Genomic DNA, 15,301 nt, shown 5'->3' on the forward strand with positions numbered 1-15,301 from the left:
ATCATCGTCCTCGCCTACCGCTCGCCCCACGCCCCCCGCCTGCGCCGCTTCGCCCCGCGTGCCTCGGCTCCCGGCGCCTCCGGTGCCGCCATCGCGCGCACGGGCGCACCCGCCTCCGGGCCGGCGGACACCGATGCCGCGATTTCGCTGGCGGCCCCGGAGGAGTCCCTCGCCGTTCACAGCAGCGCCGGCGACGGTGTTCGCGACAGTGTCGGCGCCGGGCGACTGAGCCTGAGCGCCCGGCTGCCCGCGCGCGGACTCGACATCGCCCTCGACGTGCCCGCCGGGCAGACGACGGCGCTCATCGGCCGCAACGGGGCCGGGAAATCGAGCCTCTTCCAGATCATCACCGGCGCCCTGCCCGCCGAGTCCGGCGCGCTGCGCCTCGGCGACCGCACGATCTTCGACATCGACGCCGGTCACTGGCCGCCCATCCACGCCCGCGGGGTCGTCCACCTCGCCCAGAATCCGCTGCTCTTCCCGCACCTCAGCGTCCTCGACAATGTCGCGTTCGGGCTCCGCGCCCACGGGCACCGGAGCACCGACGCCCGCGCCGCCGCGCAGGTGATGCTCGATCGCCTCGGCGTCGGCCACTGCGGCGACCGCCGCCCCGACGAGGTCTCCGGCGGACAGGGAGCGCGCATCGCCCTCGCGCGGGCGCTCGTCATCGACCCCACGCTCCTCCTCCTCGACGAACCCCTCGCCGCCCTCGACGTCGACGTCAAGCTGAGCACGCGCGCCGTCCTCGCCGATGTGCTGCGCGGACGCAGCGCCCTGCTCATCACCCATGACGCCGCCGACGTCGCGGCCCTGAGCCGCGGACTCGTCCTCATCGACGCCGGTCGTGCGCGCCTCGTCGAGGCCGACGGCGTCGCCGGGCCCGGGATCGACGACGACTTCGTCCGCAGCTTCCGCGCCAGCACCCCCACCCGCCTCGGCGGGGAGACCGGCGAGACGGGGACCCCCGCCTTTGCGAGTCGGAGCGAACCGGAATAGTGTGAAGACGATCACACCGCACGCTGTCAGTGAACGCTGACGGGATACGAAGGGCGACAACGACGTGGCAGACCTCTCCTACTCCTCCGGACCGTCGACCGAACCCCTGCGCGGGGAGACGATCCCAGCGAACTTCCGGCGCACTGCCGCCGCCCACCCGGACGCGATCGCCCTCATCGACCGCGGCTCCGACCGGCGCTGGACGTATGCCGAGTTCGACGCCGACACCGATGCGCTGGCCGCGGCCCTGATCGAACGCGGCCTCGGCAAGGGCGACCGCATCGGGATCTGGGCGCAGAACGTCGGGGAATGGGCGCTCGTCCAATACGCGACGGCGAAGATCGGGGCGATCCTCGTCAACGTCAACCCCGCCTACCGCGCACACGAACTCGAATTCGTCGTGGGCCAGTCGGGGATGACGATGCTCATCTCGCAGATCGCCGCCCCGCCCCATTCGGACTTCCACGCCCTGGCCACCGAGGTGGCAGCCTCGGTGCCGGGACTCGATCTCGTCTTCCTCGACACCGTCCCGGACGACCTGACCGGGACGGCGACGATCGGGGAGCGCGAATCGTTCGCCCGCCTGCTGACCCAGGGCCGGGAGCTGCTCGCCGACCCCGGCGCGAAGTACGCGGTGCGCCTCGAGCAGGCGGCGGCCGAACTCTCGGCCGACGATCCCATCAACATCCAGTACACCTCCGGCACGACGGGCTTCCCCAAGGGCGTGACGCTGTCCCACCACAACATCCTCAACAACGGCTACTTCATCGGCGAGCTGCTCTCGTACTCGCCCGCCGACTCCGTCGTCCTGCCCGTGCCCTACTACCACTGCTTCGGCATGGTCATCGGCAACCTCGCGGCGCTGAGCCACGGGGCCTCGGTCATCCTCCCGTCCCCGGGCTTCGACCCGGCGGCGAGCCTCACCGCCGTCGCCGAGGAGGGGGCGACCTCCCTCTACGGAGTGCCGACGATGTTCATCGCCGAACTCGGCCTGCCCGACTTCGCCGACTACGACCTGACGACCCTGCGCACCGGGGTGATGGCCGGATCCCCGTGCCCGGTCGAGGTGATGCGCCACGTCATCGACGACATGAACATGTCCGAGGTCGCCATCTGCTACGGGATGACTGAGACCTCGCCGGTGTCGACGATGACCCGCGCCGACGATTCGCTCGAGGCGCGCACGCAGACGGTCGGCCGCGTCATGCCCCACGTCGAGGTGAAGATCGTCGACCCGGTGACGGGCCAGACGATGCCCCGCGGGCAGAAGGGCGAACTCTGCACTCGCGGATACTCGGTGATGCTCGGATACTGGGAGGAGCCGGACAAGACCGCCGAGGCGATCGACGCCGCCCGCTGGATGCACACGGGCGATCTCGCGATCATGGACGACGACGGGTACGTCGACATCTCCGGGCGGATCAAGGACATGGTCATCCGCGGGGGAGAGAACGTCTACCCGCGGGAGATCGAGGAGTTCCTCTACCAGCATCCGGCGATCAGCGACGTCCAGGTCATCGGCGTCCCCGACGAGAAGTACGGGGAGGAGCTCATGGCCTGGGTCATCCTCAAGGACGGCTTCGACACCCTCACCGCCGCCGACGTCAGGGAGTTCGCCCAGGGCCGCCTCGCCCATTTCAAGATCCCGCGGTACGTCGAGGTCCGCGACTCGTTCCCGATGACGGTGTCCGGAAAGATCCGGAAAGTCGAGTTGCGCGAAGAGGGCGAGAGGATCGTTCACGCAGGCAGCACGGTGTGAATGTCGGCCAGGTCACAAGTTCATTGCAGTTGTCCTGGGAACACCTGACGTTTTTCATGTGAGCAGGTCATTCACTAAGATCAATGGTCATGAGAGTTGAATCACAACCGCTGGTCTCGATGACCGACGTCGAGAAGCACTACGGTGACTTCCACGCGCTCAAGCACATCGATCTCGACATCCACGAGGGTGAGGTCGTCGTCGTCATCGGTCCCTCCGGCTCGGGCAAATCGACCCTGTGCCGGACGATCAACCGGTTGGAGACGATCACCTCGGGATCGATCACGATCGACGGCAAGGAGCTGCCGGCCGAAGGTGCGGCACTCGCGCAGCTGCGCTCGGACGTCGGCATGGTCTTCCAGTCGTTCAACCTGTTCGCCCACAAGACGATCCTCGAGAACGTCACCCTGGGCCCGATCAAGGTGCGGAAGCTGAAGAAGGCCGACGCGGACAAGCAGGCGATGGCGCTGCTCGAACGCGTCGGGGTCGCCCACCAGGCCGACAAGTACCCCGCTCAGCTCTCGGGCGGGCAGCAGCAGCGCGTCGCGATCGCCAGGGCACTGGCGATGAAGCCGAAGGTCATGCTCTTCGACGAGCCCACCTCCGCCCTCGACCCGGAGATGATCAACGAAGTCCTCGACGTCATGGTCGAACTCGCCAAGGAGGGGATGACGATGGTCGTCGTCACTCACGAGATGGGGTTCGCCCGCAAGGCCGGCAATCGCGTGGTCTTCATGGCCGACGGGGAGATCGTCGAGGTCAACGGTCCGGAGGAGTTCTTCACGAACCCGCAGAGCGGGCGCGCGCAGGACTTCCTCTCGAAGATCCTCACGAACTGACCCCCTGATTCGACCTTCTGTTCCGTTCGACACCACCAAGGAGAAACCATGAAGAAGCTCAGCGTCGCGATCGCCTCGGTCGCAGTCGGACTCCTCGCCCTCAGCGGCTGCGGGCAGGGCGGCACCCCCGACAACCCGGCCGACGGCGGTTCGCAGGCCGCGGCCCCCGAATACCCGGTCAACGAGAGCGCCGATGTCGCCGACTCGAAGACCTGGCAGGCGGCGAAGGACGCCGGTCAGCTCAAGGTCGGCGTGAAGTTCGACCAGCCCGGTCTCGGCAATGTCACCACCGGTTCCGAGGACCCGGAGGGCTTCGACATCGAGATCGCGAAGATGGTCGGCGCGCAGCTCGGCTTCGCCCCTGACCAGATCGACTTCGTCGAGACCGTCTCGGCCAACCGCGAGCCCTTCCTCCAGCAGGGCACCGTCGACATGGTCGTCGCGACCTACACGATCAACGACGAGCGCAAGCAGGTCGTCGACTTCGCCGGCCCCTACTACGTCGCCGGTCAGGACCTGCTCGTGAAGTCCGACTCCGACATCGCCGGTCCCGAGGACCTCGCCGGCAGGAAGGTCTGCTCCGTCGACGGTTCGACCCCGGCGCAGCGGATCCAGGACGAGTACAAGGACGCCGAGCTCGTCACCTACGACACGTACTCGAAGTGCGTGACCGACCTCCAGTCCGGTGCCGTCGACGCAGTGACGACCGATGACGCGATCCTGCGCGGCTACGCGGCGCAGAACGAAGGCGAACTCAAGGTCGTCGGCAAGCCCTTCAGCGAAGAGCCCTACGGCATCGGCCTGCCCAAGGACGACACGGCCCTGCGCAACGCGGTCAACGACGCCGTGCAGAAGAGCATGGACGACGGCCAGTGGACCGAGGCCTTCGAGTACACGCTCGGCTCGGCTGACGGCGTGAAGATGCCGGAGATCGACCGCTACTGACCGCTTGCCGCACCGAGGCCGCCGACCGGCTGCCTCACTGACCTGATGCGAGGGCACCGACCGGTGCCCTCGCATCGATTAAGGAACCCGGGATGGACTTTCTCGCCCTGCTCGAGCTCTTCGGCTCCGGCGTCTGGGGCACGGTCAAGCTCTTCACCGTCACCCTCGTCGGATCGCTGGTGCTCGGCACGATCCTCGCCGCCATGCGGGTCTCACCGACCCCGGTGCTGCGGATCGCCGCCTCGGCGTACATCAACATCGTCCGCAACACCCCGCTGACGCTCGTGATGTTCTTCTGCGCCTTCGGACTGCCCTTCCTCGACATCCGCTTCGGCGACTCGAGTTCGTTCAACTCCTTCGTCTACGCGACGCTCGCGCTCACCGCCTACACCGCGTGCTTCGTCGCCGAGACGCTCAAGGCGGGCATCGCGACGATCCCCGTCGGCCAGGCCGAGGCCGCCCGGGCCATCGGACTGACGTTCAACCAGACCCTCACTCAGGTCATCCTGCCGCAGGCCTTCCGGACGGTCATCCCGCCGCTCGGCAGCGTCATCATCGCGATGCTCAAGAACACGTCGATCGCCTCGGCGTTCAACAACCGCGAACTCATCTCCGCGATGCGCAATGCGATCGAGCTCCGCGGCGACCTCGTCATCCCGATCCTCTTCGGCACCGCCGTCGCCTACCTCATCCTCGCGCTCATCCTCGGGCGCATCTTCTCCTACCTCGAGCGGAAGCTGGTGATCCTCCGATGAGCGCACCGACAGAGGTCCTCTTCGACGCCCCGGGCCCGAAGGCCCGCCGCAACAACGTCATCCTCTCGATCGTCTCGACGATCGTGCTCGCCGGACTCATCGCATGGATCATCTGGAAGTTCGCCGACGCCGGACAGCTCGAACCCGAGAAGTGGTATCCGTTCACCTTCGCCCAGATCCAGCTCGTCCTCCTCGACGGCATGCTCGCGACCCTCAAGGTCGCCGCCGTCGCCTCGGTGCTGGCGCTGGCCGTCGGCGTCGTCTTCGCCCTCCTGCGCCTGTCGTCGAAGCGGATCATCTCCGTGCCAGCGACGATCATCCTCGAGTTCTTCCGCGGCGTGCCGGTCCTCCTCCTCATCTTCGCGACGTTCCTCCTCTTCGGGAACACCATCGGCCCGTTCTGGTCCGTCGTCATCGGCCTCACGCTCTACAACGGCATGGTGCTCGCCGAGATCATCCGCGCCGGCATCCTCGCCGTGCCGAAGGGCCAGCGGGAGGCGGCGATGGCGATCGGCCTGCGGCCCGGACAGGTGATGAGCCTCGTGCTCATGCCGCAGGCGCTGCGGGCGATGATGCCGACGATCGTCGCGCAGATCGTCGTCCTCCTCAAGGACTCGGCGCTCGGCTTCATCGTCACCTACCAGGACCTTCTCTACCAGGTCAACCTCATCGGCCGCGAGTACAATAACCTTCTGCCGACGTTCATCGTCGGTGCCGCGCTCTTCATCATCATCAACATGATCGTCGCGAGCTTCGCGCGGTGGCTCGAGAGGCGACTGCAGCGCAAGACCACCGCCGACGTCGAGGGCGAAGGGCTGACGACGGCACCGGTGCGCTGAGCAGCTCACCGACGATGAAAGGGACGTGAGGATGGAACCCGAACTCAGCGCCACCCCGGTGACGATGCGCCACAACCGTGACCGGGAGCGCTTCGAACTCTTCACCACCGACGATCCCGAGGCATTTGTCGGGTTCCTCGCCTACCAGCGGATCGGCGACACCACGCTTGAGCTCCAGCACACGATCATCTCCGAGGACTTCTCCCGGCGCGGGTTCGCCCGCACCCTCGTCACGCACGCCCTCGACGAGATCCGGGCGAACGGGGAGACGATCGTTCCGCTGTGCACCTACGTCCAGGACTACCTGCAGCGGTTCCCGCAGTACGCCGATCTCGTCGCCGACAGGTGAGGGCGGGAGCCGGTCGGTTCGCCCCGAGCCCCAGCGGCGACCTCCACATCGGCAACATCCGCACGGGGGTGCTCGCGTATGCGCGCGCCCGGCAGCAGGGCCAGCACTTCCTCTGGCGCGTCGAGGACCTCGACCGGGTCCGAGCGGGCGCGGCGGAGTCCCAGCGGGCGGTGTTCGCCGACCTCGGGATCGTGCCCGACGACGAACCCCTCGTGCAGTCCGCGCGCCGCGACGTCTACGCTGAGGCGATCGCCCGTCTCGATCAGGCGGGACTCGTCTACGAATGCTACTGCTCGCGCAAGGACATCCAGCAGGCTCCCTCGGCCCCGCACGCCCCGCCGGGTGCGTACCCGGGCACGTGCCGGGACCTCTCCGCGGAGCGGCGGTCCGAGCGGCGGGCAGCTCTTGCCGCCGCGGGCCGCAGACCGGCCCTGCGGCTGCGCTCGGAGAACCGGGAGGTCACCGTGGCCGATGCTCTCCTCGGCACGATCACGGCACCGGTCGACGACGTCGTGCTCCGGCGCGGTGACGGCGTGTTCGCGTACAACCTCACCGTCGTCGTCGACGATGCTGCCAGTGGGATCACCGAGGTGGTCCGCGGGGACGACCTCGCCTCCTCGGCGCCGCGGCAGGCCCGCCTCGCCGAACTCCTCGACCTGCCCGAGCAGGCGTGGCTGCACGTTCCCCTCGTGCTCAGCGAATCAGGATCTCGGCTGGCCAAACGCGACGGGGCCGTGACCTACGAGCAGCTGCGCGCCCGCGGCTGGACGGTCGCCGATGTCTACGGATGGATCTGGGAGTCCCTCGGCGGATCCGACCCGACGAGCGCCACCGGAGGCAGTGCCCGGTGGCGGTCGGTCGATGATGTCATCGCCGGTCTCGACCTCGCGCGGCTCGGGTCGGTGCCGACGGTGTTCGTCCCGCCGGCCGACGACGCGGCGTGAGTCGAGGCCGCATGGACTCCGTCGACGGAGCCTGAGCGGCAGGTCGTCTCAGGCAGGCCGGTCGCAGAGAACCGGTCTCAGAGAACCGGTCTCAGGGAGCCGGTCTCAGGCTGCGGTGTCGACGTATCCGGCGATGACGTCGGCGTAGATCGACTCGAACGTGTCGAGCGTGTACTCGATGTCATGGGTGGCGACGACATCGAGAGAGGCCCGGGACATCGCCTCGCGCTCCTCGGGCGTCTGCGTGCAGATGCGGGTGAAGCGATCGGCGAGGGCCTCGACGTCCCGCGGCGGGAACAGGTAGCCGTTGACGCCGTCGCGGACGAGGTGGGGCAGGGCGACGGCGTCGGCGAGGACGACGGGTTTGCGCGAGGCCAGGGCCTCGAGCGTGGCGATCGACTGGAGTTCGGCCGTCGAGGGCATGCAGAAGAACGCGCACCGGGCGTAGGCGTCCATGAGCGCGGAGTCGCTGATCTTGCCGAGGACGTGGATGCGGTCGGCGATGCCGAGTTCGGCGGCGAGCGCCTTGAGCGGCTCCTCCTGATCGCCGCCGCCGACGATGTCGGCCTCGAGACCGAGTGCCGGGTCGGTGAGCGCGACGGCGCGGACGATGTCCTCAGCGTGCTTCTCCGCCGAGAGCCGACCGACGAAGAGCACCCGCGGGGCGGCCGCCTCGGTGCCGGTCGAGGAGCCCTTCCCACCGGTGGCCGGCTGCTTGAGGTGGGAGAACCGGTCGAGGTCGATGCCGCAGGAGACGGCGCGGATGGGGGAGCTGAAGCCGTTCTGGGTGAGCAGGTCAGCGGCGAGCTGCGTGGGGACGGTGATGAACTCCGCGGACTGGAACTTCCGGCGCAGATCCCACCACGCCAGCGCTGTGCCGCCGTCGACGAGCGGCTTGGGCACCCGGAGGTAGGGGCGGACGTTCTCGGGCATGAAGTGGTTCGTCGCGACGACGGGGATGCCGCGCTTGTGCGATTCGGAGAACGCGTAACGGCCGATGACGAAGTGCGCCTGCGTGTGGACGACGTCGGGCTTGAGGGTGTCGAGGAGGCGGGCGATCTCCGGTTTCGTCTCCCACGGCATGCAGATCGTCCACGTGGGGTGGAGCATCCAGCGGTGGGAGGTGAGCCGGTGGACGGTGACGCCGTTCTCCACACTCACCGACGGGGTGCCTGTCGCCGACGGACAGGCGACGTGGACGTCATGTCCGCGGGCGGCGAGTCCCGCTGCCAGGCGTTCGGCGAACTTCGCCGCTCCGTTGACCTCGGGGGCGTAGGTCTCGGTGGGGATGAGGATGCGACGGGTCGATTGTGCGGACAGAGCTCAACTCTCCTCGGTGTCGGTCAACTGATCGGTCTGGCGGGCGTCGCGGCGTTCGTCCTCGCGATCCTTGACATCGGGATGATACCGCGACAATACAACGACCCCGAGACACGCGACCAATCCTGTGATCGTGATGACAACGACGAGCCACGGGGGAGCCGTATGGGCCTCACCGAGGACGACGGAGCCGAGGATGACCGCGGCGATGGGATCGACGACGGTGAGCCCGGCGATGACCATCTCCGGGGGGCCGGCGGCGTACGAGTTCTGCACGAACCAGGAGCCCAGGGCCGCGGCGATGATGAGGGCGGCGACGTTGAGCCACGTGACGTTCTCGATGCCGGCGCGGAGGAACTGGACGCTGACGAGGTGGGCGTTCGTCGCCACGCACGCGAAGAGCAGGCCCGCTGCGGTGATGAGGACGAGCTGCGGGGCGTGGCGGAAGAAGAGCATGACGATGAGTCCGGCGGCGACGATGACGCCGGTGATCCACACGAGCGGCAGGGCATCGGCGCCGAGGTGGACCGATGTCCGCGCGGTCGTGGCCGACAGGGCGACGAAGACCGTGACGCCGACGGTGCACCACACGACGGCCTGGACGAGGCGGCGGTTGACCTTGAGTCCGCGGTACTTCACGCCGAGGAGGACGGAGACGATGAGGGAGAACGCCCCGATCGGCTGGACGACCATGACGGGGGCGAGGGCCAGCGCCAGGAAGTTCCCCAGGGTGCCGAGGCCGAGGATGAAGAGCCCGAGCAGCCATTTCCGGTTCCCCAGCAGCTCCTTGAAGTGCGCCCAGCTCAGACCGTCGTGCGAATTGTCCTGATCGGCGACGGCGTCGTGCTGGTAGAGGGCCCCGTACGCGAGGGCCACAGCTGCCAGAACGGCTAAGGCGATGGCCACAATGGTCACGTGTTCTGCTTCCGTCGGGGATGGCTCGAAAGGGTCACCCCCGATGTTACAGTGCGGTACGCGGCAGCGTCGTGCGCGCGGGGCGATTGTCCGGTTCCCCGTTTCGCCGAGGTGGGGGAAACCGGAGGTGCCCACCGCAGGCACTTCGAGGATCGGCACGAGCGGCGCTGGTGTGACCTAACGCACTGGGCGCCGCTTTGGCGAGGTCGGCTCACCTTTGCTATGCTGATTTCTCGTGCGCAGGTCACTGCCACATTCCTCCGTAGCTCAGTTGGCAGAGCATTCGACTGTTAATCGAAGGGTCGCTGGTTCGAGCCCAGCCGGGGGAGCAGAGCAAGGCCCCGTCGTTCGCGACGGGGCCTTCGTCGTTCCCTGAGCGCCCGCACTGGAAGGCGCGAGTTGACGCCGCCCAAGCCCGCCGCGACATCTGTGACCAGCCGGAATAATTGAACCGTCAACCAGGTTGCCATGAGTATGAAGGCATTCGGATTCTTGAGTTTCGGCCATTACGGACCAGGCGCGGCCCCAGGGGAGTACGGCGCGAAGGAAGCGCTGAAGCAGGCCGTCGAGATCGGCGTCGGCGCCGATGAGATCGGCGTCAACGGAGCGTACTTCCGGGTCCACCACTTCGCACGGCAGGCGGCGTCGCCGATTCCCGTCCTCAGCGCGATCGCCGCGAAGACGAAGCACATCGAGGTCGGCACCGGCGTCATCGACATGCGGTATGAGAATCCGCTCTACCTCGCCGAGGAGGCCGCAGCGCTCGACATCCTCGCCGACGGCCGGGTGGCCCTCGGCGTCAGCCGCGGATCACCGGAGCCGGCCGAGCGCGGGTGGGAGGCCTTCGGCTATCTCGATGCCGAGGACGCCAAGGGCGCGAACATCGCCCGCGCGAAGTTCGGGAAGTTCATGGCCGCGATCAAGGGCGAGAAGATGGCTCCGGCCGATCCGAAGCAGTTCGGTCCCGGTGCCCGGCTCTCCATCGAACCGCATGCCCCCGGCCTCGACCGCCGCATCTGGTGGGGTGCGGCGACCCGAGCGACGGGGGAGTGGGCGGCCGAACAGGGCGTCAACCTCATGAGTTCGACCCTGCTCACCGAGGCGACCGGCGATTCGTTCGCCGACCTCCAGCGCGAGCAGATCGACAAGTTCCGCGAAGCATGGAAGGAGGCCGGTCACGACTGGACCCCGCGAGTGTCGGTGAGTCGCAGCATCTTCCCGATCACCACCGATCTCGACGACCTCTACTTCGGGCGGCGCTCCCATGAGGACGGCGACCAGATCGGCATCATCGATGACATGCGCTCGACGTTCGGCAAGACCTATGCGGCGGCCCCGGACGTCCTCATCGAACAGCTCAAGGACGACCCGGCGATCGAAGCCGCCGACACGGTCATGCTGACGATCCCCAGCCAGATCGGCGTCGACTACAATCTCCACGTCCTCCAGTCCTTCGCCGAGCACGTCGCTCCGGCACTGGGCTGGAAGCCGAACTGGGAGGGCCCGGTCACCGGCTACCCGATCTGATCCGCTCCACAGCAGGGCCCGGCGCACACCTCGTGCACCGGGCCCTGCTGTGCGTCATGACGGTGCTGCCGGTGGTGCGCCCGGTCTCGCCGAGGCGATGGTCGAGGTCATGCTTCTTTCCGTCAGTGACTGCTCAGTGGGGGTCGGCCGTCGCCGCACGCCGCCGCCGGCGGACCATGATGACGGCGACGATCGTGCCGAGAGCGAGCATGAGCGAGGACACGAGACTGCCCTCGAAGCCGAACGATCCGCCCGAGATCAGGTCGCTGGCACCGGGGGTCGGGCGGAAGGAGAGGACGGAGGTCTCGACGTCCATGTTCGAGACATGGGCACCCCAGAGGTTGCCCTGACCCCAGTTCCATACGGCATGGAACGCACAGACGCCCCAGAGCCCCTCCTCGGCGAGCGACCAGAAGCCGAGGAACACCGCCACGAGGACGAGGTTGAGCACGGGCACGACGGTGATGCCGCCGTTGGCGCCGTGAAGCAGAGTGAACCACACCGTCTGGACGACGAAGGCCGCCAGCAGTCCCCACTTCCAGGACACGGCCTGGACGAGGTAGCCGCGGGCGAAGAGCTCCTCGGTGCTGCCCTGGATCGTGAAGCCGAAGAGGAGGACGAGCGCGGGAAGCAGCGCACTCCAGTTCGGCGCGCCGAGGGTCCCCTGACCGGTCGCGACGGTGATGAGGGCGACCGCGGAGATCATGACGAGGCCGATGAGCGCTCCGCGGAGGATCTTCACCCCCGCCGAGGGCGCGGCGAAGCCGAGCGAGCGGATCGGTCTGCGCTCCTTGAACCGGACCCAGAGCATGAGGAGGATCGCTCCGACCCCGAAGCTGCCGGTGAGCACCGCCTGGTGGACGAAGGTGAGTCCGGCTCCCTCGGTCGGCAGACCGGCCGGCAGGGCCGCGAGCTGGGCGACGAAGAAGATCACGGTGGCGATGACGATGCCGAGGATCGGACCCGTCGGCCGCTGGGCCTGACCCATCGCCGCAGGGAATGTCAGGGACTGAGCTGGGTTGCCGTTCGGGTTCATCATGCTCCGATCGTCGCGGAGAGAGGGGGAGGTCGCCCTACCGTCACACGCTCACGAGCAGGTGTCAACGGGTGGTCCCACCGCGCCGGCCGCCGGGCAAGGGGATAGGATCGCCAGCGGGAGGACGGTCGACGGTGACGTCGGCTGTCGAGAACGGTCGAAAGGTGTGGAATGGCTGCTGGCGGCGGAATGACTCAGGTGCAGAAGCGGATCCTCCTCGTCGCTCTCGTCCCGCTGTTCATGTCCCTGCTGTCGGTGTCGATCATCAACGTCGTCCTCCCGGCGATCGAACGCGACCTCGGCGCCTCAACCTCCGCCCTGCAGTGGGTCCTCACCGGGTATGCGCTCTCCTTCGGCGTCGTCCTCGTCGCGGCCGGCCGCGCCGGCGACGTCTTCGGCCGGGCTCAGCTCTTCATCGCCGGGGTCAGCCTCTTCGGCATCTCCTCGCTCGTGTCAGGGCTCGCCCCGGACCCGATCACCCTCAACATCGCCCGCGTCGTCATGGGCCTGGGCTCGGGACTGCTCAACCCGCAGGTCGTCGGTCTCCTCCAGCAGTACTTCGAAGGCCCGCGCCGCGGTCGTGCCTTCGGCCTCATGGGCACGATCGTCGGTCTGTCGGTGGCGATCGGACCGGTGCTCGGCGGTGTCCTCATCGCGATCTTCGGCAATGCCTTCGGATGGCGGGCGGCGTTCCTCGTCAACGTCCCGTTCGCCATCCTCGCCGTGATCTTCGCGATCGTCTGGCTGCCGAAGTCCGCGTGGGGCCCGGCTGTCGACCAGACCGACCCCATCGACGAGGCGATGCCCCCGGCCCAGCGTCGGCACCGGCACGATCTCGACCCCGTCGGCGTCATCCTCCTCGGCCTCGGCGTCCTCCTCGTCCTTCTGCCGTTCGTCGAATCCTCCGTCGGCTGGTTCGTATGGTTCGCCCTGCCGCTCGGACTCGTCGTCATCTGGGCGTGGACGAAATGGGAGCGACGGTACGAAGCGCGTGGCCGGACCCCGATGGTCGAACTCGACCTCTTTGCGATCAAGAGCTTCAGCAACGGCTCGATCATCATCGCCCTCTACTTCATGGGGGTGACGAGTGTGTGGGTGATCGTCGCGATGTTCATGCAGCAGGGCCTCGGTCACACCGCGCTGGCCTCGGGGCTCATCGGGCTGCCCGCCGCGCTGCTCTCGGCCCTGTCGGCCGACATCTCCGGGCGCTACGTCTTCCAGGCCGGGCGCCGCCTCGTCGTCTGGGGCATCGTCACCTGCCTCTTCGGACTGCTCTCCTCGGTCCTCGTCGTCGCCCTCCTCGCCCAGGGCATCGGCAGCGAATGGTGGCTGCTGCTCACCCTCAGTTTCGTCGGCATCGCGCAGGGCATGGTCATCAGCCCGAACCAGACGCTCACGCTCAACGAGGTGCCACTCAAGTACGCCGGATCGGCCGGCGGAGTGCTGCAGACGGGTCAGCGCATCGGCACCTCGATGGGGTTGGCGATCCTCACCGCGGTCGCCTTCGCCGTCGTCGCGGTCAGCGACTGGGATCTCGGGCTCATCGTCGCATTCCTGGCAATCGCCGTTGTCGTCATCATCGCCGGCATCGTCGGGATCGCCGAGGTCAGGCGCACGCGGCGACCTCAGCTGTGAGCGGAATAATGTTATCGAATCCAAACCGTTGACCGGACACGACTGTGGAAGACTGTGTACGCAGGTTTTCACAGGGAAGGACAGACGGTGGTAGGCACGGCGAACGATCAGGACCTGGCCCTCGAGGAGCTGGTGCGGTCGGGAGGAATCGAGACCTTCTTCGCACCCGTGGTCGACTCCTTCACCTTCGACACCGTGGGCTACCAGATCCTCCAAGCGCCGATCGGCGATCCCGCTCTCGGCCACGCCGAGTCGGAGAATCTGCGCCAGGCCATGCACGCCTCAGCGATGATCGGCGACATCGACGCCTCGATGCGGGCGACCGCCCTGCGCACCGCCGAGGCGGCCGGACTGCCGAACTCCAACCGCCTCTTCCTCCACGCCGAGGAGGAGTCCTTCGCCACGCTCGAGGATCGGACGGCCGAACCCGATCGCTCGTGCATCCTCCAGCTCGACGCCGACCGCGTCTCCTCCTCTCCGGCCTCCGTCCTCCGCTCAGTGCGCCAGGCCCGGTCGATGGGGTGGGGCGTGGGAATGTCGTCGGTGGGACCCGACCTGCGCAGCACGTCGTTCGTGCCGCTCGTCAACCCCTCGGTCGTCGGACTCCACCCCGACGTCCTCACCATCGAGTGCAGTGCGCAGCTGGCCGAGCTCAATCGGCTCCTCCACGCCCATCTCGAGCGGACCGGCGCGGTCATCCTCGCCGAGGGCGTCTCGAGCGAGGATGACCTCGACCGGGTGCAGGCGCTCGGCGCGCGTTTCATGTCGGGTCCGTACTTCGGTCGCTCGACCCGTGAGCCCGAGCCGTTCGCGCCTCCGGTCGAAGACGCTCTCGCCGATCACCATTCGCGCAACCTCCCGGCGCTCGGCACGCCGTACTCGATTGCGCAGGGGTTGCGACGGGAGCCTCTCGTGATGAACCGCGAACTGCTCATCGCCCAGATCGCCGCCCTCGAGGAGCGGGCTCTGGCCTCGGGTGCGGCGACGATCACGCTCGGCGTCTTCGGGGACGAGGAGTCGTTCTCCCAGGAGACCTATGACCGGTATGAGCGGATCCGCGACACGGTCGGCCTCACAGCGATGTTCTCCGGCGGCTTCACGACTCCGCCGGTGCCTGGAGTTCGCGGGGGAGTCGTCGACGCCTCCGATCCGATGCGCAAGGAGCACGGAGTGGTCGTCGTCGGACCTGACTGGTCGGGTCTCGTGGCCGCCGCGCGCCGCAACGATCCCGGCAGCGACGGACAGGTCGAGTACGACGTCTACATCACCACCGAGCGTTACACGTGCGTCGATGCCGCCCGCAGCGTGCTCACTCGGATCTCCCCGAGCACCTCGGCGCACTGACCCATCTGCTGGTCAGATCATCCCACCGTGGAGCCTGCTCTGACTGCTCTGCGTCGACGGTCTCCCGCGATCCGCGCGAAATGGGAGCTGCCGGGCTT

14 protein-coding genes and 1 tRNA gene are annotated in these 15,301 nt (G+C 67.9%); 12 read left to right on the top strand and 3 right to left on the bottom strand.

Features of this window, described 5'->3' with window-relative positions:
- The 8 genes from FFS20_RS08790 to gluQRS form a co-directional block, all read left to right on the top strand.
- The coding region (locus FFS20_RS08790; RefSeq protein WP_249356748.1) for an ATP-binding cassette domain-containing protein at positions 1 to 996 on the top strand (996 nt) is incomplete at its 5' end.
- Positions 997 to 1,060: 64 nt separating this feature from the next.
- Complete coding sequence (locus FFS20_RS08795) at positions 1,061 to 2,755, top strand: AMP-binding protein (protein WP_137825477.1); 1,695 nt, start codon at positions 1,061 to 1,063, stop codon at positions 2,753 to 2,755.
- A 110-nt stretch (positions 2,756 to 2,865) separates the two neighbouring features.
- Entirely contained in the window at positions 2,866 to 3,594 is a 729-nt protein-coding gene (locus FFS20_RS08800) for an amino acid ABC transporter ATP-binding protein (RefSeq protein ID WP_211979286.1), read from the top strand.
- A gap of 48 nt (positions 3,595 to 3,642) precedes the next feature.
- Positions 3,643 to 4,539 carry a glutamate ABC transporter substrate-binding protein gene (locus tag FFS20_RS08805; protein ID WP_137825479.1) on the top strand — a complete coding sequence of 299 codons (897 nt, stop codon included), beginning with the start codon at positions 3,643 to 3,645 and terminating at the stop codon, positions 4,537 to 4,539.
- A 92-nt stretch (positions 4,540 to 4,631) separates the two neighbouring features.
- Complete coding sequence (locus FFS20_RS08810) at positions 4,632 to 5,294, top strand: amino acid ABC transporter permease (RefSeq protein ID WP_137825480.1); 663 nt, start codon at positions 4,632 to 4,634, stop codon at positions 5,292 to 5,294.
- The gene (locus FFS20_RS08815) at positions 5,291 to 6,133 is read left to right on the top strand and encodes an amino acid ABC transporter permease (RefSeq protein WP_137825481.1); all 843 of its coding nucleotides are present in this window, start codon (positions 5,291 to 5,293) and stop codon (positions 6,131 to 6,133) included. Before FFS20_RS08810 ends, FFS20_RS08815 begins: the two co-directional genes overlap by 4 nt.
- A 25-nt stretch (positions 6,134 to 6,158) precedes the next feature.
- A complete protein-coding gene (locus tag FFS20_RS08820; RefSeq protein ID WP_349290519.1) occupies positions 6,159 to 6,482 on the top strand; it encodes a GNAT family N-acetyltransferase in 324 nt (107 codons plus the stop codon).
- The gene (gluQRS, locus tag FFS20_RS08825; RefSeq protein WP_137825483.1) at positions 6,479 to 7,426 is read left to right on the top strand and encodes a tRNA glutamyl-Q(34) synthetase GluQRS; all 948 of its coding nucleotides are present in this window, start codon (positions 6,479 to 6,481) and stop codon (positions 7,424 to 7,426) included. Before FFS20_RS08820 ends, gluQRS begins: the two co-directional genes overlap by 4 nt.
- 105 nt (positions 7,427 to 7,531) lie before the next feature.
- On the opposite strand, the gene FFS20_RS08830 is transcribed toward gluQRS, so the two are convergent.
- The gene (locus FFS20_RS08830; protein WP_349290520.1) at positions 7,532 to 8,746 is read right to left on the bottom strand and encodes a glycosyltransferase; all 1,215 of its coding nucleotides are present in this window, start codon (positions 8,744 to 8,746) and stop codon (positions 7,532 to 7,534) included.
- A 3-nt stretch (positions 8,747 to 8,749) separates the two neighbouring features.
- Positions 8,750 to 9,661: a DMT family transporter gene (locus tag FFS20_RS08835; protein WP_249356749.1), complete on the bottom strand. Its 912-nt coding sequence runs from the start codon at positions 9,659 to 9,661 to the stop codon at positions 8,750 to 8,752.
- Positions 9,662 to 9,917: 256 nt separating this feature from the next.
- Here FFS20_RS08835 and FFS20_RS08840 point away from each other — a divergent pair.
- Positions 9,918 to 9,990: transfer RNA gene (locus FFS20_RS08840), tRNA-Asn, on the top strand.
- 145 nt (positions 9,991 to 10,135) lie between these two features.
- Entirely contained in the window at positions 10,136 to 11,188 is a 1,053-nt protein-coding gene (locus FFS20_RS08845; RefSeq protein WP_137825526.1) for an LLM class flavin-dependent oxidoreductase, read from the top strand.
- A 133-nt stretch (positions 11,189 to 11,321) separates the two neighbouring features.
- Here the strand turns inward: FFS20_RS08845 and FFS20_RS08850 are convergent, their stop codons facing one another.
- On the bottom strand, positions 11,322 to 12,227 hold the full coding sequence (locus FFS20_RS08850; protein WP_137825485.1) for a type II CAAX endopeptidase family protein: 906 nt from the start codon (positions 12,225 to 12,227) through the stop codon (positions 11,322 to 11,324).
- Positions 12,228 to 12,395: 168 nt separating this feature from the next.
- Between FFS20_RS08850 and FFS20_RS08855 the strand changes: the two genes are divergently transcribed.
- On the top strand, positions 12,396 to 13,859 hold the full coding sequence (locus FFS20_RS08855) for an MFS transporter (RefSeq protein ID WP_137825486.1): 1,464 nt from the start codon (positions 12,396 to 12,398) through the stop codon (positions 13,857 to 13,859).
- An 87-nt stretch (positions 13,860 to 13,946) separates the two neighbouring features.
- Positions 13,947 to 15,203: an EAL domain-containing protein gene (locus FFS20_RS08860; protein ID WP_137825487.1), complete on the top strand. Its 1,257-nt coding sequence runs from the start codon at positions 13,947 to 13,949 to the stop codon at positions 15,201 to 15,203.
- Positions 15,204 to 15,301 lie beyond the last annotated feature (98 nt).

Origin of the sequence: Brevibacterium sp. 2SA, assembly GCF_005502845.1 — a bacterium.
Lineage (GTDB): Bacteria > Actinomycetota > Actinomycetes > Actinomycetales > Brevibacteriaceae > Brevibacterium.

Bases quoted from the DNA above. Each gene is read 5' to 3' on its own strand.
- FFS20_RS08805 (WP_137825479.1), top strand. From the start codon at position 3,643: ATGAAGAAGCTCAGCGTCGCGATCGCCTCGGTCGCAGTCGGACTCCTC.
- FFS20_RS08810 (WP_137825480.1), top strand. From the start codon at position 4,632: ATGGACTTTCTCGCCCTGCTCGAGCTCTTCGGCTCCGGCGTCTGGGGC.
- FFS20_RS08815 (WP_137825481.1), top strand. From the start codon at position 5,291: ATGAGCGCACCGACAGAGGTCCTCTTCGACGCCCCGGGCCCGAAGGCC.
- FFS20_RS08845 (WP_137825526.1), top strand. From the start codon at position 10,136: ATGAAGGCATTCGGATTCTTGAGTTTCGGCCATTACGGACCAGGCGCG.
- FFS20_RS08850 (WP_137825485.1), bottom strand. From the start codon at position 12,227: ATGATGAACCCGAACGGCAACCCAGCTCAGTCCCTGACATTCCCTGCG.
- FFS20_RS08855 (WP_137825486.1), top strand. From the start codon at position 12,396: ATGGCTGCTGGCGGCGGAATGACTCAGGTGCAGAAGCGGATCCTCCTC.